18 protein-coding genes are annotated in these 18,688 nt (G+C 50.9%); 17 read left to right on the top strand and 1 reads right to left on the bottom strand.

What is annotated here, in order from left to right; genetic code table 11:
• Positions 1-32: 32 nt before the first annotated feature.
• The 3 genes from rpmI (at position 33) to ACFO9Q_RS08755 (ending at position 1,122) form a co-directional block, all read left to right on the top strand.
• Positions 33-233 (top strand): 50S ribosomal protein L35, encoded by a 201-nt coding sequence (rpmI, locus tag ACFO9Q_RS08745; protein WP_379180853.1) that lies wholly within the window; start codon positions 33-35, stop codon positions 231-233.
• 44 nt (positions 234-277) lie between these two features.
• Positions 278-637 carry a 50S ribosomal protein L20 gene (rplT, locus tag ACFO9Q_RS08750; protein ID WP_379180855.1) on the top strand — a complete coding sequence of 120 codons (360 nt, stop codon included), beginning with the start codon at positions 278-280 and terminating at the stop codon, positions 635-637.
• Between the two features lie 152 nt (positions 638-789).
• Positions 790-1,122 (top strand): hypothetical protein, encoded by a 333-nt coding sequence (locus tag ACFO9Q_RS08755; protein ID WP_379180857.1) that lies wholly within the window; start codon positions 790-792, stop codon positions 1,120-1,122.
• A gap of 3 nt (positions 1,123-1,125) precedes the next feature.
• On the opposite strand, the gene ACFO9Q_RS08760 is transcribed toward ACFO9Q_RS08755, so the two are convergent.
• Positions 1,126-1,587 carry a GNAT family N-acetyltransferase gene (locus tag ACFO9Q_RS08760; RefSeq protein ID WP_379180859.1) on the bottom strand — a complete coding sequence of 154 codons (462 nt, stop codon included), beginning with the start codon at positions 1,585-1,587 and terminating at the stop codon, positions 1,126-1,128.
• Between the two features lie 554 nt (positions 1,588-2,141).
• Here ACFO9Q_RS08760 and ilvB point away from each other — a divergent pair.
• From ilvB to ACFO9Q_RS08830, 14 genes are all read left to right on the top strand, one after another.
• Positions 2,142-3,887: a biosynthetic-type acetolactate synthase large subunit gene (ilvB, locus tag ACFO9Q_RS08765; protein WP_379180861.1), complete on the top strand. Its 1,746-nt coding sequence runs from the start codon at positions 2,142-2,144 to the stop codon at positions 3,885-3,887.
• Positions 3,884-4,372, top strand: coding sequence for an acetolactate synthase small subunit (gene ilvN / locus ACFO9Q_RS08770; protein ID WP_379180864.1), 489 nt, complete (start codon positions 3,884-3,886; stop codon positions 4,370-4,372). Before ilvB ends, ilvN begins: the two co-directional genes overlap by 4 nt.
• A 153-nt stretch (positions 4,373-4,525) precedes the next feature.
• Positions 4,526-5,518, top strand: a complete 993-nt coding sequence (gene ilvC, locus ACFO9Q_RS08775) for a ketol-acid reductoisomerase (protein WP_379180866.1) — start codon at positions 4,526-4,528, stop codon at positions 5,516-5,518.
• 157 nt (positions 5,519-5,675) lie between these two features.
• Positions 5,676-7,220 carry a 2-isopropylmalate synthase gene (locus ACFO9Q_RS08780; RefSeq protein WP_379180868.1) on the top strand — a complete coding sequence of 515 codons (1,545 nt, stop codon included), beginning with the start codon at positions 5,676-5,678 and terminating at the stop codon, positions 7,218-7,220.
• A 241-nt stretch (positions 7,221-7,461) separates the two neighbouring features.
• A complete protein-coding gene (locus ACFO9Q_RS08785) occupies positions 7,462-7,833 on the top strand; it encodes an IDEAL domain-containing protein (RefSeq protein ID WP_379180870.1) in 372 nt (123 codons plus the stop codon).
• 260 nt (positions 7,834-8,093) lie between these two features.
• Positions 8,094-9,407, top strand: a complete 1,314-nt coding sequence (locus ACFO9Q_RS08790) for an ABC transporter substrate-binding protein (RefSeq protein WP_379180872.1) — start codon at positions 8,094-8,096, stop codon at positions 9,405-9,407.
• 78 nt (positions 9,408-9,485) lie between these two features.
• On the top strand, positions 9,486-10,409 hold the full coding sequence (locus ACFO9Q_RS08795) for a carbohydrate ABC transporter permease (protein WP_379180874.1): 924 nt from the start codon (positions 9,486-9,488) through the stop codon (positions 10,407-10,409).
• A gap of 15 nt (positions 10,410-10,424) precedes the next feature.
• Positions 10,425-11,240 (top strand): carbohydrate ABC transporter permease, encoded by an 816-nt coding sequence (locus ACFO9Q_RS08800; protein ID WP_379180876.1) that lies wholly within the window; start codon positions 10,425-10,427, stop codon positions 11,238-11,240.
• Positions 11,241-11,279: 39 nt separating this feature from the next.
• Positions 11,280-12,131 (top strand): MurR/RpiR family transcriptional regulator, encoded by an 852-nt coding sequence (locus ACFO9Q_RS08805; RefSeq protein WP_379180878.1) that lies wholly within the window; start codon positions 11,280-11,282, stop codon positions 12,129-12,131.
• Between the two features lie 98 nt (positions 12,132-12,229).
• A complete protein-coding gene (gene murQ / locus ACFO9Q_RS08810) occupies positions 12,230-13,150 on the top strand; it encodes an N-acetylmuramic acid 6-phosphate etherase (protein WP_379180880.1) in 921 nt (306 codons plus the stop codon).
• 87 nt (positions 13,151-13,237) lie between these two features.
• Positions 13,238-15,622, top strand: a complete 2,385-nt coding sequence (locus ACFO9Q_RS08815; protein WP_379180882.1) for a polysaccharide lyase 8 family protein — start codon at positions 13,238-13,240, stop codon at positions 15,620-15,622.
• A gap of 142 nt (positions 15,623-15,764) precedes the next feature.
• On the top strand, positions 15,765-16,844 hold the full coding sequence (gene leuB / locus ACFO9Q_RS08820) for a 3-isopropylmalate dehydrogenase (RefSeq protein WP_379180884.1): 1,080 nt from the start codon (positions 15,765-15,767) through the stop codon (positions 16,842-16,844).
• A gap of 157 nt (positions 16,845-17,001) precedes the next feature.
• Positions 17,002-17,547, top strand: coding sequence for a peroxiredoxin (locus tag ACFO9Q_RS08825; RefSeq protein WP_379180886.1), 546 nt, complete (start codon positions 17,002-17,004; stop codon positions 17,545-17,547).
• Positions 17,548-17,755: 208 nt separating this feature from the next.
• The gene (locus ACFO9Q_RS08830) at positions 17,756-18,172 is read left to right on the top strand and encodes a hypothetical protein (protein ID WP_379180888.1); all 417 of its coding nucleotides are present in this window, start codon (positions 17,756-17,758) and stop codon (positions 18,170-18,172) included.
• Positions 18,173-18,688 lie beyond the last annotated feature (516 nt).

Here is an 18,688-nt window from a genome sequence, read left to right on the forward strand (position 1 = left end):
ACATCATTATAATTTTAAGGAGGATCATCCACATGCCTAAGATGAAAACACACAGCAGTCTTAAAGACCGCTTCAAGATTACAGGTACAGGTAAGGTTAAACGCTACAAAGCGTTCAGAAACCACCTGCTGTCCGGCAAATCCGGTCGTCAGAAGCGCGTGCTTGCTGGCCAGCCGCTTATGGCTTCCGGCGACGTGAAGCGTCTGCAACAAGGCCTTAACAACCTGAAATAGTCGTCAGTTCATCATAAAATTCAACCTAATGGAGGTTTCAACAAATGGCTAGAGTCAAAGGCGGATTTGTCCGTACTCGTCGTCGTAAAAGAATTCTAAAACTAGCAAGAGGTTACTTCGGTTCAAAGCATAGATTGTTCAAAACTGCAAAAGAGCAAGTGTTCAAATCACTTCTCTATGCATACCGTGACCGTCGCAAGCGCAAGCGCGACTTCCGCAGACTGTGGATCGTTCGTATTAACGCAGCAGCTCGTCTGAACGGCTTGTCTTACAACAAGTTCATGCATGGCCTGAAGCTTGCGGGCGTTGAAGTGAACCGCAAGATGCTTGCTGACATGGCAGTGAATGACCTGAGCGCATTCAACTCCCTTGCCGGCGTTGCCAAAGAAAAAATCAACGCGTAATAGCATTCTATTACCGTTATAATAGAGAACGGAGCAGATCGTCTGCTCCGTTCTTTTTATTTCAACGAGACTCTATGAAAGCGGACAAACATACAAGCCGCAACCCCTCCCTGTGAATACACTGTAGGACAACGGGAAAGGAGGGATTGTGCATGCGCAAGGTTACTACAGAGGAAGTTCGGAAGCTCCTCGGCAAATCCATCTATGCAGTTCGCAAAGACGGCTCCGTCGTAACAGGTAAGCTCGTCCGCATCAGTCAGAATAAGCTGGCAGTTGTGCCGTTGAAAAAAGACAAAGGCAAGCTTGTTCAGACGAAGGCGATTATACCTCTTGTTCTATTCGATCTGCTGGCCATTGGCTTGTTCGCAGGAGGTGGCTACGGCTACGGAGGCGGCTATGGCCCGGGCTATGGCGGAGGCTGCTGTGAGCCTAACTACGGCTGTCAGAATTATAATAACGGCGGCTACTACGGCGGGTATTACTAGAAGCTAGTTGGTGTGCAGCGGGGTTAACGGCTTATGCATCTCATAGCAGCGCAGCTCAGGATAGTAGCGAACGGTCTGATAACCTAGGCGAGCATATAGACGCATTGCCTTGCTGTTGATCTGATCGACGAACAATCTGGCTAAGCTGCATTGTTGAGACTGAGCGTAAGCTTCGCTGTGCGCTATCAGCTTCCTACCCCATTGGCGGTTACGATGATCGGGATGAACGACAAGCATATCGAACATGAGGATGGAGCCTATAATCTCGAAGTGGATGAACCCATAGGGAGTGCTGCTCTTGCTGCCAGCTGCTACATAAGTTACCCCTCTGCGAAGCCGCTTAGGAAGCTCACGGATCGTCTGTGCATCTCCATTATGAATGGTGTGGGATAGCGGGATGAGTTCTCTCTTAATTAATCGCATAATCTCATCATCATCCGTCCGCGGATTGCGCGATCTGATCATCGTGAGGTTCATTCCTTTCTAACTGGCTGAATAGATATGTCTCCTGTCGGCTAATCTATTTTATGTGGATGGTTCTACATTTGCGCCAAGGGAAGTAAGATTTACAGTAGCAGATTGCTGGAATGGTTCTTGACGGATGTCTGGCAAGGGCATATAATAAGTGAAAGTATTAACAATACGTTATCGGCAATGATGAGGACGAAGTGTTAAGGGCAATTACTGTTCAGAGAGCGTGCGGATTAGCTGCAACCGTCGCCAGAATCCCTTTTCTACGAGCTCACCTCGGAGCTGTTCCCTTGAAAAGCAACACAGGTTGCGCATTAGGGGGAATCGCAGGGCAAGCGTTACAGTGCCACAGGTTAAGAACGACGTTATGTGCACACGTTCTTACCTATGGAGGTTATGCACCGAGAGATGCATAACGAATTTGGGTGGTACCACGGAAGCTAAACCTTTCGTCCCTCGATGCTAGATCTAGCGTCAGGGATGGAAGGTTTTTTTTGTTGAATGAAGAGGGGTAGAGGGTTGTTCAGCTTGTGAGAGGAGGATGACTTATGGTCACGCAAAGTGCAACACTAAGGTCAAAAGAAGAAATCATAGAAAAAGCGAAGAAGCCAGAAATCATTACAGGTTCTGAGATTCTGCTCCGCAGCTTGGTGCTTGAGGGCGTCGATTGCGTCTTCGGCTATCCAGGCGGTGCTGTGTTATATATCTATGATGCGATGCACGGATACTCGGACTTCAACCACGTGCTTACCCGCCATGAGCAAGGTGCGATTCATGCAGCAGACGGTTATGCTCGCGCAAGCGGCAAGGTTGGGGTATGTATCGCTACGTCAGGTCCAGGGGCAACCAACCTCGTAACGGGCATTGCAACTGCGTATATGGATTCGGTGCCGATGGTAGTCATTACAGGCAACGTAGCGACAAGCTTCATCGGCACAGATGCCTTCCAGGAAGCGGACATTACTGGTATAACGATGCCGATCACGAAGCATAGCTACCTCGTTCGGAATGTTGAGGATCTGCCGCGCATTATTCATGAGGCCTTCCACATTGCGAATACAGGGCGCAAGGGTCCGGTCTTGATTGACATTCCGAAGGATGTATCCGCGAAGACAGCAATGTTCAAGCCTGTGACGGAAGTGAGCATTCGAGGCTATAACCCTACCGTTAATCCGAAGAAATCGCAAGTGGAGAAGATGATCAAGGCCATTGCAGAATCCAGCCGTCCGCTCATTCTAGCAGGCGGAGGCGTCGTATACTCCGGCGGACATGAGGAGCTCTATAAGTTCGTAACGAAGACCGATATTCCTGTCACAACGACGCTTCTAGGACTAGGCGCCTTCCCGAGCGGGAACGACCTGTGGCTCGGAATGCCAGGCATGCATGGTACCTACACTTCGAACAAAGCGCTTCAGAATGCTGACCTGATTATTAACATCGGAGCACGCTTCGATGACCGGGTAACGATGAAGCTGGACGGCTTCGCGCCATTTGCGAAGATTGTCCATATTGATATTGATCCAGCTGAGATCGGCAAGAACGTTCCAACGGAGATTCCTATTGTCGGTGACGTGAAGAGTGTTCTTGAGATTGCGAACGAGCTGGCGGTTCGGGCTGATGGTGCGGATGAATGGCGCGCCCAGCTGCAGACTTGGAAGATCGAGCAGCCTCTCCGGTACAACGACTCCGAGGTGGAGCTGAAGCCGCAATGGGTAGTAGAGCTGCTTCATGAGACGACGAACGGTGATGCAATCGTAACGACTGATGTAGGTCAGCACCAGATGTGGGCTGCCCAGTACTACAAGTTCAACAAGCCTCGCTCATGGGTGACTTCAGGCGGACTTGGCACGATGGGCTTCGGCTTCCCGTCAGCGATCGGCGCTCAGATGGCGAACCCGGATCGTACGGTCGTATCCATCAACGGCGACGGCGGCATGCAGATGTGCGCTCAGGAATTAGCGATCTGCGCGATTAACAACATTCCAGTCAAGGTTGCCATTATTAACAATCAGGTGCTGGGCATGGTTCGTCAATGGCAGGAGATTATCTACGATAATCGGTACAGCCATATCGATCTAGCCGGCAGTCCAGACTTCGTCAAGCTTGCAGATGCCTATGGCGTGAAGGGCTTCCGCGCGACGAACAAGGAAGAAGCAAGAGCAGCATGGGAAGCGGCACTCGCTCACCCTGGTCCTGCAGTCGTTGAATTCGTTGTTCGCAAGGGCGAGAATGTATACCCAATGGTCATAGCAGGCAGCACAATTGATGAGATGGTCATGGGGGATGCAGAATGAGAAAATACACTCTAGCGGTACTTGTGAATGATCAGCCGGGCGTTCTGCAACGTGTATCAGGACTGTTCGGACGCCGCGGCTTCAACATTGAGAGCATCACGGTTGGAACCTGCGAGGAGCCTGGCCTGTCTCGTATGGTTATCGTAACAAGCGGTGACGATCATACCCTTGAACAGATTACGAAGCAGCTATATAAGCTGATTGATGTCATCAAGGTTATCGATCTGAGCTCCAATCCGATGGTAGCCCGCGAGCTCGCGCTGATCAAGGTCAGCGCAGAGCCAGCGGCTCGGCCGGAGATTCTCGGCGTCGTTGAGACCTTCCGTGCAGCTGTAGTCGATATTGGGACAAGCTCACTGATGGTCCAAGTGGTTGGCGATTCAGAGAAGATCGATGCGATGGTTGAGCTGCTGAAGCCTTATGGCATTCGTGAGCTTTCCCGCACTGGAGTAACAGCGCTAGTACGCGGTAATGCTGTAAAGTAAATTGTACAATACAATAATAATCATTAAGTTCCTATCATAAGCTACCCCCGCATTGAGCGGGAGTTTAAGTGGAGAACCGCACTATCATCTAGAGCGACATCTCAGCTTAAACACCCGCTCAATAGGGTTAAATTCAAAGGAGGCAATACTATCATGGCAGTTACTATGTACTATGAAAAAGACGCAGACTTCGGTATTCTTCAAGGAAAAACAATCGCAGTAATCGGTTACGGCAGCCAAGGTCACGCGCAAGCGCAAAACCTTCGCGACAGCGGTCTGAAAGTAGTCATCGGTCTTCGCGCTGGTAAATCTGCAGACGTAGCCAAAAAAGACGGCTTCGAGGTATTGACCGTTGCTGAAGCTACAAAAGTAGCAGACGTCGTTCAAATCCTGTTGCCGGATGAGACGCAAGCAAGCGTCTATGCGGAAGAGATTGCTCCTAACCTGAAGAAGGGCGCAGCTCTGATGTTCTCACACGGCTTCAACATTCACTACGGACAGATCGTACCTAGCAAGGATACGGACGTTTTCCTGGTTGCTCCTAAGTCCCCAGGTCACATGGTTCGCCGTACGTACCAAGAAGGCTTCGGCGTTCCTGGTCTAATCGCAATCGAGCAGGATGCTACTGGCAATGCGAAGGCAATCGGCCTTGCTTATGCGAAGGGTATCGGCTGTACCCGTGCAGGCGTCATCGAGACTTCCTTCAAGGAAGAGACCGAGACGGATCTGTTCGGTGAGCAAGCTGTACTATGCGGCGGTGCTTCCGCACTAGTTAAGGCAGGCTTCGAGACTCTTGTTGAAGCAGGCTATGCTCCAGAGATGGCTTACTTCGAGTGCTTGCACGAGCTGAAGCTGATCGTTGACCTGATGTATGAAGGCGGACTTGCGACTATGCGTGATTCCATCTCCAACACAGCAGAATACGGCGATTATGTAACGGGTCCTCGTATCGTAACCGAAGAGACGAAGAAGGAGATGAAGCGTGTGCTTGAGGATATCCAATCCGGCCGCTTCGCTCGTGACTTCATCCTTGAGAACCAATCGAACCGTGCGATGCTGACAGCAACTCGCCGTAACGAGGCTGCACACCCAATCGAGCAGACAGGCAAGCAGCTGCGCGAATTGATGCACTGGATCAAGAAGTAATCTCTTAGAGCCAAGTATATAGAACTTATAATCAGCGTATAGTAGAACGATAAGATCCCGGTATACACGGCGATTCCTACCCTAGCACTCTATGGAGTCCAGTGGTTGACGATTGTCCGTGTGCGCCGGGATATTCTGTTCGTGGAGGTTAACAGTCATGCGCAAAATTTATATTTTTGATACTACGCTGCGGGACGGAGAGCAATCTCCCGGCGTCAACCTGAACACGAAGGAGAAGGTTGAGATCGGCCTTCAGCTGGAGAAGCTTGGCGTAGACCGAATTGAAGCTGGCTTCCCTGCAGCCTCCCCAGGTGACTTGGCAGCGGTTGATGCTGTTGCACGTGCCGTGAAGAATGCGACTATCATTGGTCTAGCAAGGTCCAGGGAGCAGGATATCGATGCGGTTCGCGAAGCGCTGAAGGGCGCTCAGGATCCATGCATTCACTTGTTCCTGGCTACGAGCCCCATTCATCGCAAGCATAAGCTGCGGATGGAGAAGGAGCAGGTATTGGAGGCGGCTGAACGCGCGATTCGCTATGCGAAGAAGTACTTCTCCAAGATTGAATTCTCGCCGGAGGACGCAGGCCGCACGGAGCTGGATTTCCTCTGTCAGGTGACTGATATGGCGATTCGCGCTGGCGCTACGGTCGTGAACATTCCGGATACGGTGGGGTATATGACCCCTCATGAATTCGGTAATATTTTCAAGACGCTTAAGGAGAATGTTCCTAATATTGAGACGATTCAACTAAGCGCACATTGTCATGATGATCTGGGGATGGCGACCGCTAATGCGCTGTCGGCGATCCTGAACGGTGCAGATCAAGTGGAAGGCACGATTAATGGAATCGGCGAGCGCGCTGGTAATACAGCGATCGAAGAGATTGCGCTGACGCTTGCGACTCGTCCGGATCTATTCGGCGCGCAGACGACGCTGAACCTGAAGGAGATTGCGAAGACGAGCCGTCTTGTCAGCAAGCTGACGGGTATGGTCGTGCCTGGTAACAAGGCGATCGTCGGTGCCAATGCCTTCGCTCATGAGTCTGGCATTCACCAAGACGGCATGCTGAAGGAGAAGACGACCTACGAGATCATCTCTCCGGATACGATTGGCCTGAAGGAATCGAAGCTGGTGCTGGGCAAGCACTCCGGTCGTCACGCGTTCCGCGAGAAGCTGATTGATCTGGGCTATGAGCTGGAGGATGAGGCGGTTAACATTGCCTTCGCTAAGTTCAAGGATCTCGCTGACAAGAAGAAGCATGTCATGGATGAAGATATCCGTGCGATGCTGGAAGAGAAGCTCATCGATACGCCTGAAGTGTTCACTCTGGAGACCATTCAGGTGAACTACGGGAATAAGTCCGTGCCAAGCGCTTCCGTTCGACTGCGTTCAGCCGAAGGGGCCATCCTGGAGGAAGTAGCGGTAGGGAACGGATCCGTTGATGCTCTGTATAATGCAATTGACAAGGTGACTGGAGAGAGCGTGGAGCTTGAGGATTATTCCATCAAGTCCGTCTCCCAGGGCAAGGATGCACTCGGCGAGGTGCATGTGGTGCTGAAGCAGGACGGCATCTCCGCGCAAGGCCGCGGCCTGAGCACCGACATTCTGGAAGCAAGCGCAAGAGGTTATATTGATGCTCTGAATCGACTAATCGAGAAGCGCAAGCAGCCGGGACGACGGGATAGTATGAGCTTGATTTAGTGTTGTTTTAGGACCACTGTGCTAGGGTAATCCTAGTTACAGTGGTTTTTTTTATTGTTGGCGTGTTGGGTGGACGCTGTTGAATATTGTGTGCTGGGTGACGAGTGTTGTGTGTTCAGAATTCCGTGTATTGACAGTGTTAACTGTATATAATATAATTACAGTAACAATAGAAGTTACAGTTAATTAGACGAGTTAAGTGAATCAATTGAATTAGACTATGGATAGGTGGTGTAGGAGAATGGCATTAGACATTAGCGATTGGGTACAGGCGAGAACACTGAATGGGGAATTGGTTCATGGTTACATTGAATCGGTTGATGCGCTGCAGCGAATTGCTACCATTCATGTGGTGCGCTCGGATAACGAGGACAGCGTCGGCAAGCTGATTGCGGTACGAGATCAGTGGCTGAAGAAGCTGCCGGATGCGCAGCTGGATGAGCAGTCACTTCGCGAGCTCATTAATCTGGCTCTGGCAACGGATGATGAACCGTGGTTCATGGAGCTGACTGAGCAGCTCGGACAGGTGCAGACCTCAGCTGGAATAACGGCTAGGCGCAGCAAGGCGCGTGCCTCATTCCCGAACCGCCTTGGCCTGTCGGGGCATATATAAGCAAGGCTTAGAGCTAAGATTTCACCTTACCCCTGCGAGCTATCTCGCAGGGGTATATATAATTAATTTAATTCATACTTGACAGGTAGGAAAAGAGTGAATAAAATGAAAGTTATCGAGTGGTTGTGTGGTTAAAAGTGAAACATTATTTCTTTTAATCATATTTTCCAAGAAATATTGTTACTTAACTCCCCACTCTCAAGCTGACCGGACAACTGGAAGCTCTCGTGCATTCAATATCACTATTGGAGGAATACATTGTGAGAAAAGTCATGTTCGTTCTGGTGTCCATTCTAATCCTAAGTCTATTAACAGCAGCTTGCTCCGCCGGTAATAAAGAAGCAAACAATCCCCCAGCAGCTACGAATGGTAATGCGAAGCAGGGTGCTTCGGAAGAAGCTAATAAGCCAAAAGAGAACATTACGCTGAACATCGCGGTGTGGGACGATAAGCTGAAGCAAACGCTAGACCAAGTCATTGAGATCTACAAAAAGGATCACAGCCATGTGGATGTTCAAGTGACTATAACCCCTAACAAGGACTACTTCACCAAAGTGCAGACAAGCCTGGTAGGAGGCAGTGGGCCAGATCTCTTCATGATGAACGGTCCTAACTTCAACAAGTTCGCTTCACTCGGTCTGCTTACGAACCTGGAAGAGAACATTGGCAAGGACAAGCTGGACTTATCCGTGTACCCGCAAGGGATTAACGAGCTGTATCAGATTGATAAGCAATCCTATGGTATCCCGTTCTTCCTAGGCTCTATCGGATTGTTCTATAACAAAGAGTTGTTCGATCAAGCTAACATTCCTTATCCTGACGCAACATGGAACTGGGATACGCTGAAGGAGAATGCAGCTAAGCTTACGAACAAGGAGAAGAAGGTATTCGGATATGTCGCCGTTAACTCCGATCAAGTCGGCTATTACCCGCTTGTCTATCAGGCAGGAGGACAGATCATCTCAGCTGACAAGAAGAGCTCGGGGTTAGCACTCCCTGAGACTAAGCAAGCGATTCAGTTCATGAAGGACCTGATGGATGAAGGGATATCCCCTTCCGCACAGCAGCAGCTGGAGACGGATCCCTTGCAGCTATTCGGCTCTGGCGGTGCAGCGATGTATCCCGGAGGGTCATTCGATGCATCTAATCTAACCAAGCTGCTAGGCGATAAGCTAGGCGTAGCCGCACTGCCTCAAGGCAAGCAGCAAGGCTTCTACGTACACGGCTCAAGCTGGGTTATTAATAAGGCTTCCAAGCATCAGCAGGAAGCATGGGAACTGCTTCGCTTGTTAACTGGCAAGGAAGGGCAAGAGCTTCTGGCTAAGAACGCAGTCAACTTCCCGGCTTATACGGATTATGTCAAGGTATGGGCCGAGTCAATCCCATCGCTGGACATGAGCCCGTTCATTACATCTCTGGACCATACTGCACCTTATCCGGTATCGATCAACACAGCAGAGTGGGCTAAGGTTCTGAAGGAGGCCGTAACGGAAGCGCTGCTAGGCAGCAAGCCTGTAGGTGAAGCTCTAGATCAAGCTGCTGAGCAGATGAATCAGATTCTGAGCAAGGAATAACATCTAGTAAGAAGCTACAAGAATAAGGAGAGGGCATGAGCAGGCTCATGTCCTCCCTCTCAGCAGGTGATAACGAATATGGGAAGACGATCTTGGAAGCCGGAACTGCGCAAGCGTACTTCAGAGCGACTGTGGGCATATGTATTCATCGCCCCTGCACTGTTCATCTTGGCTGCTTTTCATCTTGTGCCTGCCTTAACTTCTGTATATTTTGCCTTTACAGAATGGAATGGCCTTACTGCACCTAAGTTTATTGGGCTGGACAATTATCGCGAGCTTGCAGAGGATAAGGAATTCATTCAATCCATCCGTAATACGCTGTACTTTGCAAGTCTAGCTATCCCCATCTCGATCACGCTTGCTGCCATGCTGGCCATTGCTCTCAATCGTAAGATTCAGGGGCTTGCTGTCTACCGAACGATGTATTTCATCCCGGTCGTTACGATGACAACAGCAATAGGAATGATATGGAAGTGGCTGCTGCACTCCGAATATGGCCCAGTCAATCAAGTATTAGGATGGCTTGGCCTGCCGGAGCCCGGTTGGCTTAGCGATCCTTCCTATGCGATGCTCTCGATTATTATCGTGTCGGTATGGTCTACAATCGGCTATTATGCCATTATTCTGCTCGCTGGTCTTCAAGGAATCTCTCCGACCTATTATGAGGCAGCAGATATGGATGGAGCTTCGAAGTCATATCAGCTCTTTCGCATTACGCTGCCGTTACTGACCCCTAGCTTGTTTTTTGTCGTTATGATTGCGCTCATCCACGCGCTTCAGATGTTCGAGCTTGTATTCGTCATGACTGGAGGCAGTGCATCAGAGCTCAATCCGGTGCTGCTGGGGTCTACTAGAACGGTTGTATTCCAGGTGTATGAAGAAGGATTCACCATGTTCCATATGGGATATGCTTCCGCACAAGCGGTCGTGCTGTTCCTCGCCATTCTTCTCTTAACTCTCGTTCAGTTCAAGCTGCAGAACAAGTGGGTTCATTATCAATAACAGAGGAGGCTATGAATGAAGCTGCACAGACTCATCCTTCACTTGTTCTTCCTTCTAGGTGCTCTGGTCATGGTATTCCCTTTCCTCTGGATGCTGGACACCTCTGTGAAAACCTTCGCGGAATCGATGCAGACTCCGCCTAAGCTGCTGCCTGAGCAATGGCAGTGGGGCAATTATGCAGACGTATTCGAGCAGACGAACTATATTCGCTATTACTTGAACACGCTCTTCGTTACGCTAGTCAAGACAGGGGGTCAGCTGCTCCTCTGCTCCTTGGCCGCATTTGCCTTCGCGACGATGACCTTTCCAGGCAAGCGATCGCTGTTCATCTTGATTCTATCCAAGATGATGATTCCGCAGCAGATTATTCTTATTCCAACCTTCGTGCTCATGAAGCATCTAGGCTGGCTGGATACGTATTATGCGCTAATCGTTCCAGGACTTGCCAGCGCATTCGGAATATTTCTACTGCGTCAATTCTTTCTCTCCTTGCCTAAGGAGCTCGGTGAAGCGGCTCAGATTGATGGAAGCTCCTACTTTAGAATCTATTGGGAGATGTACTTGCCGTTGTCCAGACCGGGCTTAACTGCCCTGGCTATTTTTGTCATTCTAGCCTCGTGGAATGACTTCATGTGGCCGCTGATCTTCACTAGCTCGGACGGAATGAGGGTGCTCTCTCTTGCTGTGGCCAGCTTCGTTGGCGAGTTCAGTACGGAATATCCGCTTATGATGGCTGCTGCTTGTATGGCCATTGCTCCGTTGATCCTTTTATTTACCCTGTTTCAGCGGTATTTCGTAGCAGGTATTGCCTTAAGCGGGATGAAGAGTTAGGTCCATGCATGTCATTCCGATGAATAGGAGGGTGATTGAATGTTAAAAGGGATTCTAGTCAGTATGGAAGGCGCCTATGACTCGCTGTCTCATATGGAGCAGCGTGTGGCCCGTTACATTCTCGACCATCCCCAAGATGTGATGGAGATGTCGGTGCAGACGCTCGCCGAGCTGTCTGGAGTAAGCCAGGCAACGATTGTCCGGCTGTCACAATCACTTCGATGTAAAGGCTTCAAGGAACTGAAGCTGCGCATTGCAGCAGATCTGGCTTCGCCATCTGACAGCAGTGATGAGTATCAGCTATTCCGCGTCGGCAGTACGACGGAGGAATTGATTGAATCCGTCACTCATAACAACACGAAGTCGATTCGAGATTCGCTATCGGTCTTGTCGTCTGAGATGGTCGATCAGGCGATTGCCCGGCTAAGCAGCGCAAGGAAGATAGGTGTCTTCGGCATTGGTGCCTCTGCTGTCGTAGCAGAGGACTTCAAGATTAAGGTGATGCGGATTAACAAATGGTGCGAAGCAGGTTATAACCGGGACATGCAGGCGATCATCGCTTCGAACCTTACCTCTCAGGATGTTGTCCTTGCCATCTCCTATACCGGACATAATCCTGATGTATGGCATGGCATACGCATAGCCAAGGAGAGTGGGGCAGCCGTCATCTCCCTAACTCAATTCGGGAGCAGCCCGATTGCTGATCTAGCTGATATCCAGCTGTTCACCAGCAATCTGGAGCAGCATTACCGGATAGGAGCCATGGCTTCTCGAATCGCCCAGCTTAATGTGGTGGATATGCTGTACGTTGGGATGGTAACCCAAGATTACGAAGCCAGTATTCACTCTCTGGAGAAGACGAAGCAGGCGGTTCGTCCATCTAAGTCGTAAGACTGGCTAGAGAGGTGGATTCCCAAGCTGAGGAAGACGGCTGGCTTGTCAGCAGTGCTTCTGCAAGATTATGGAATGAAGGTGAGGGAGGAATTCGCATGAGCGACAGCCTCAGCAGATTAACGACCGAAGAGAGCAGCAGCCATCACATGGAGCTGGATCTCATGTCGGTAAGAGAGATTATTGAAGCGATGAATGAGGAGGATCAGACCGTAGCCTTGTCTGTCCGGAAGGAGCTTCCGCGAATTGAGGAAGCGATTGAAGCTGTCGTCCGTTGCTTACAGAGTGGTGGAAGGCTAGTGTATGCAGGGGCAGGGAGCAGCGGGCGGATGGGTCTGCTTGATGCTGCAGAATGTCCGCCTACCTTCGGAGTTGAGCCTGCTCTTGTTACCGCGCTGCTCGCGGGGGGGCAAGAGGCCATGCTGCGGGCCGTAGAGGATGCAGAGGATGATGCGGATGCCGGGAAGCGTGCGGTCCACGATACCTTGACGAATAAGGATGTACTGGTTGGAATTGCGGCAAGCGGCAGAACCCCATATGTGCTGGGGGCGATTGAAGCGGCAAGCCAGCTCGGAGCGGTTACTGTAGGATTAGCGTGTAATAAGGATACGCCTCTGGGCAGAGCGGCCGATTACCCGATTGAGATCGCATTAGGTCCAGAAGTATTGGCAGGCTCTACACGGCTGAAGGGCGGTACTGCTCAGAAGATGACCCTCAATATGATCTCTACGGCTGCGATGATTCGATTAGGCAAGGTATATGGCAATCTGATGGTGAATGTACAGGCAACGAACGACAAGCTCCGTCATCGTGTCGTCCGAATCATTAGAGAAGCAACGGGTGCCGATGAAGAGACAGCAGAGCGCTGCAGCAGACAAGCGAATGGGGATGCTGGACTCGCTATTCTAATGATTCAGCATCAAGCTACAATGGAGGAAGCCAGCCAGGCTCTTCAGGAGACGAACCGCCATTTCCGACAGGCGGGTGTACGGCTGGCGAACAGACTTCGCCAATTATAGTTCGAGATAGGTCGACCAGCGAATGGAGACTCTGTGCACCTGCAGAGCCTCTATTTTTTTTTTATACCTATGAAGGGTGTGAGACAGATGTTGAGACAAGGTATAGCAAGGTTCATATGGATGGGGCTGGGTATGTTGCTTCTGCTTCAGACGGGACAGGCTGCACTGCCGAGAGCTTACGCAGCGGACGAGTATGATGGGCTCAGATCTAAGTGGTTGATTAGCTTGGCAGGGGAAGGGAACGATCCGTTAGATGAGGATGCGGCCCTCCAGATTGCTTCCATTACGAACACAGCCCAGAGCAATTGGTCTAGCCTCATCACAGCATCCGGCCGAACCTCCTTGTGGAATGATCTAAGTGACTGGACCGTATCTAGTACCATAACGAATTCCTATAAACGCATTAGGAGCATGGCGATTGCCTATGCCACAGAGGGCTCAGCGTTATACGGGGATGCTGCATTAGGAACGGCTATTGTGAGCAGCCTGGACTGGATGCAGGCGAATAAATACAACGCAAGTATAGCCCAGTACAACAACTGGTGGGACTGGCAGATCGGAGCTCCACAAGCGTTAACGGATATCATGGTGCTCATGTATGCGCAGCTTAGCTCCGCTCAGCGGTCTGCTTATATCCAGACTATCGATGCGTATGTTCCGAATCCGACAGTTCGCTTGAACAGCAGCCTTCATGAGACAGGGGCCAACCGGTCTGACAAGGCCCAGGTCGTAATTGTTCGCGGCATACTGGGCAAGAGCAGCGCCAAGATTGCTCAGGGCAGAGATGCGCTTAGTGCCATATTCTTATATGTGAACAGCGGGGATGGGTTCTATCGAGACGGGTCCTTCGTGCAGCATACGAACATCGCTTATACAGGAAGCTATGGACGAGTGCTGCTTGCAGGCTTGTCCAAGCTGCTGTACGTGCTTGAGAACTCTACATGGTCGCTCACCGATCCCAATGTCTCGAATGTCTATGCCTGGGTAAGGAATTCCTTCCAGCCCCTGCTCTACCGAGGGGCCATCATGGATATGGTCAGGGGAAGGGCGGTAGCGCGCAAGGAGCAGCAGGATCATGAGATGGGACGTGATATTACGCTCTCGATCCTAAGACTATCGTTATCGGCGCCAGCAGGTGAGAAGGAATATCTCCAGCGTCTGGTTCGGGGAGTCACTCAGCAGGATACGTCCTTCTCTAATTATTATGCCGGCCTGCCTCTGTTCGAGATGATGGAGCTGAAGCGGCTGGAGGGCAATCCGGACATCGTCCCGCTCGCCCCAGGCTCAAGTAACCATGTGTTCAATAAGATGGCTAGAGCGGTGCATATCAGACCTGACTTCGCCTTCGGCGTTAGCATGTTCTCCAGCAGAATAGGACGCTATGAGGCTGGCAATGGTGAGAATCTAAGAGGCTGGCATACCGGAGAAGGAATGACATATCTGTATGACGCCGATCTCACTCACTATTCGGATCGTTATTGGCTGACTGTGGATCCTTATCGTCTGCCGGGTACCACGGTAGATCCGCTAGTGCTGACTAATGGCCAGGGCAGTGGAAGCACCTCCACTTATAACTTCGTAGGTGGGGTGTCTGATGGATTAAATGGAGTGGCAGGGATGAGATTCACGGGCCTAGCGTCTGGATTAACTGGCAGGAAATCTTGGTTCATGCTGGGAGATCAGATCGCAGCTCTTGGGAGCAGTATTACGAGTACCTCCGGCAGGCCAATCGAGACTATCGTGGAGGGTCGTAAGCTGGCTGGCGGTGCGGGGAGTCAGCCGCTAACGGTCGGGGGTATCCTGCAGCCCATGCAATCAGGCTGGTCGGCAGCACTAAGCGATACGGCATGGGCCCATTTGGAGACGGAGGCGTCGGGTATTGGTGTTGGGTATTATTTTCCAGGAGGAGCAGATCTAACGGCAGGCAGAGAGACCAGAACCGGAGCATGGTCGGATATTAACACTGGAGGAGGGACGGAGCCGATATCGGCAAGCTATGTAAGTCTTGCTATCCCTCATGGGGTTAATCCATCCAATGCTTCATACTCCTATATTCTGCTTCCACATCGAACAGCAGGCGAGGTCGCGGCTTACGCAGGAGCGCCAGGTATTGTAATACTAGAGAACAGCGTGGATGCACAAGGAGTTCATGATGCTTCACAGCACCTGGTCGCGGTCAACTTCTGGAACAACCTCTCGAAGACGATCTCTGTGAATGGTGCCAGTTATCTATCTAGCAACAAGCAAGCTTCCGTGCTGGTGAAGGAGTCGAATGATGAGCTGTCTCTCACTCTATCCGATCCTACCCAAGCGAACACAGGCTCGATCCAATTGGAGCTTCATCAGAGCGCAACCGATGTAATCTCAGCAGACAGCAGAATAACGGTTACCCAGCTAACCCCCACAGTTAAGCTGACGGTGCAAGTAAGCGGGGCTCAGGGGGAGTCCTTGAAGGTGAAGCTGAGCAAGTGAGCCTGATAACGGGAACAGAATGGCAGGATGTTGTACTATAAGCACAGCCTATAGAGATCATAGATTCTATATCTTGGTCAAGAGGGAGGAATTGTGGTTAAATGATAACAGACTGAGAATGTACATGAGGAGTGTTGAAGATATGTCAGAGGTTAAGAAAATTGCGGTCATCGCAGGGGACGGAATTGGACCGGAAGTTGTTGGCGAAGCCATTAAAGTGATGCAGAAAACCGAGGAGCTGTTCGGCCTTCAATTCGAATTCGAGCATGGCTTGTTCGGTGGAATTGCCATTGATGAGAAGGGAACTCCTCTGCCACAGGAGACGCTTGAGATCTGTCAGCGTGCAGACGCGGTGCTTCTAGGAGCTGTAGGCGGACCGAAGTGGGACAACAACTCGAAGGAGCTTCGCCCAGAGACAGGCTTGCTCGGAATCCGCAAGGCGCTTGGACTATTCTCGAATATCCGTCCAGCTACTGTATTCGACTGCTTGAAGGAAGCTTCCACGCTTAAGCCTGAAGTGCTTGAAGGTACGGACCTTATCGTTGTGCGTGAGCTGACCGGCGGCATCTACTTCGGTGAGAAGTTCCGCCGTGAAGGGGCAGGCGGAGAAGAAGCGGTAGACACTTGCGTATACAATGTGCAAGAGATCGAGCGTATCGTTCGCCAAGCGTTCGAGATCGCCGGCACACGCAGCAAGCGTCTGGCATCCGTAGATAAGGCTAACGTGCTGGAGACTTCGCGTCTATGGCGCGAGACGGTGAACCGGATTGCTGCCGATTACCCGGATATCGAGCTGGAGCACGTGCTCGTAGACAACTGCGCGATGCAGCTGCTTCGCCGTCCATCAAGCTTCGACGTTATCGTAACCGAGAATATGTTCGGTGATATTCTAAGTGACGAAGCTGCGATGCTAACAGGCTCCATCGGCATGCTGTCCTCCGCTTCACTTGGCGAAGGCAGCTTCGGCCTCTACGAGCCGGTGCATGGCTCCGCTCCTGACATTGCTGGACAAGGCATCTCGAACCCGATCGCAACGATTCTATCCGTTGCGCTGATGTACCGTCTGACCTTCGGCTATCACGAAGCGGCTGCAGCGATTGAGCTTGCTGTGAAGGAAGTGCTCGACGCTGGACACCGTACCGGTGATATTGCGGTAGACAAGAGCTCGGCGATCGGAACAACAGCTATGGGTGATCTGATCGTAGCTGCCCTTCGCAAGTAGGCTGAAAACAGCCCCAAAACTTCCTTATTTATAATAATTATAAATAAATACTGATTATAATATTGACTTTATTATCGCCCAATGATACGATTTATTTCGAGGTCACAAGGTGACAATATTACTAATCAACGCTAATGCGTCAAGGAGGTTTTTTGGAATGGCAGAACGTTTAGTTGGCCGTCCGGCGCCTGATTTTACTATGGAGACCGCTACAGGCAACGGCCAAGATTTTGCAACCGCATCGCTATCCGATTACAAAGGCAAGTGGCTTGTGCTCTTCTTCTATCCACTAGACTTCACATTCGTATGCCCGACTGAGATTACTGCACTGAGCCTTGCTGCAGATCAGTTCAAAGGCTTGAACACTGAGATTCTAGGCGTGAGCGTGGACAGCAAGCACAGTCATAAGGCTTGGATCAACACACCAGTTAATGATAATGGCCTTGGCCAGTTGAACTTCCCGCTTGCTGCTGATATCACGAAGCAAGTTGCTCGTGACTACGGCGTTCTAATCGAAGAAGAAGGTATCGCGCTTCGCGGTCTGTTCATCATCGATCCAGAGGGCGAACTGAAGTATCAAGTCGTTAACCACAATGATGTAGGCCGCAGCGTGGATGAGACGCTTCGCGTACTTCAAGCTCTTCAGTCCGGCGGACTATGCCCAATGAACTGGAAGCCAGGCCAAGCTAACTTGGTTGTTTAATGCTTATAAGATGTAACTTGAAGCTGGATGTGGGACTCTCCCATATCCAGCTTTTTGGCGTGTAAGGGGGAAGCCTGTCATAGCTTTTCCTGTGAAAAAGCAGGAATTTCGCATCTCGGAAGCGAATACAGTATAATTACAATCTGACTTGCTGCTGGGCACTTGTTATGCGTTCCTTAGGGATGCAAAAGAAGGGAGTCGACCGTTTATGAGTTTTTGTTGCGGTGCTAGTATGATTGGAACCAAGGGGACGCTGAAGCATTTTCGAACCCATATTCATAATGTACCGATTCTATTCTGCCCTGTCTGTCATCGTGTAGAGATTCATTACTTGATTGAGAACGAATATGAGATATTGGCTGATTACGCCCATGGAGACGGAGCGGCTGAGGTTGACTTCTCTGAATATGTAGACCAGGAGGGCAAGTCCCTTACTGAGAATTGTGTAAATCATGAGAACGAGGATCCTATGGACGTCGTGCATAGCCAGATTGATATGGCCCTTGATCTACTTAGCTTTGCCAAGCAGCTAGAGGATACAGAGTGGGAAGCGGAGCTGAAGAAGCGGCTCGGCATTCTGAATGGCAGACGGAACAAGCTTCGGCAGCGCCGCACATCCGTTTAGTCTATGTGAAGAACCTACAAGCCTCCGTTTGGAGGCTTTTTGATGTTATTGGGGGCAGTGAGGCTGGTCAGGAGTGCGTCGTTCGCGCGGGGGCTGGGCAGCCGGCCAGTAGCGAGGCGAGATTTAGGTGCATGATTGCACTTAAATGGCTCGCCGTGTGGTCGCGCGGAGCGGAATAGGTGCATTTTTGCACCTAAATGGCTCACCGTGCGGTCGAGCGGAGCGGAATAGGTGCATTTTTGCACCTAAATGGCCCGCCTGCCAGTCGAGCGGAGCGGAATAGGTGCATTTTTGCACCTAAATGGCTCGCCGGCCGGTCGTGAGGAGCGGAATAGGTGCATGTTTGCACCTAAATGGCTCGCCGGCCGGTCGCGCGGAGCGGAATAGGTGCATGTTTGCACCTAAATGGCTCACCGTGCGGTCGCGCGGAGCGGAATAGGTGCATGTTTGCACCTAAATGGCTCGCCGGCCTTAGGCGGGGCAGGTGACAAGAGCTTGGAAATTGTTAGCCGGGGG

The organism is Paenibacillus sp. GCM10023252 (genome assembly GCF_042653305.1).
Taxonomy (GTDB): domain Bacteria; phylum Bacillota; class Bacilli; order Paenibacillales; family Paenibacillaceae; genus Pristimantibacillus.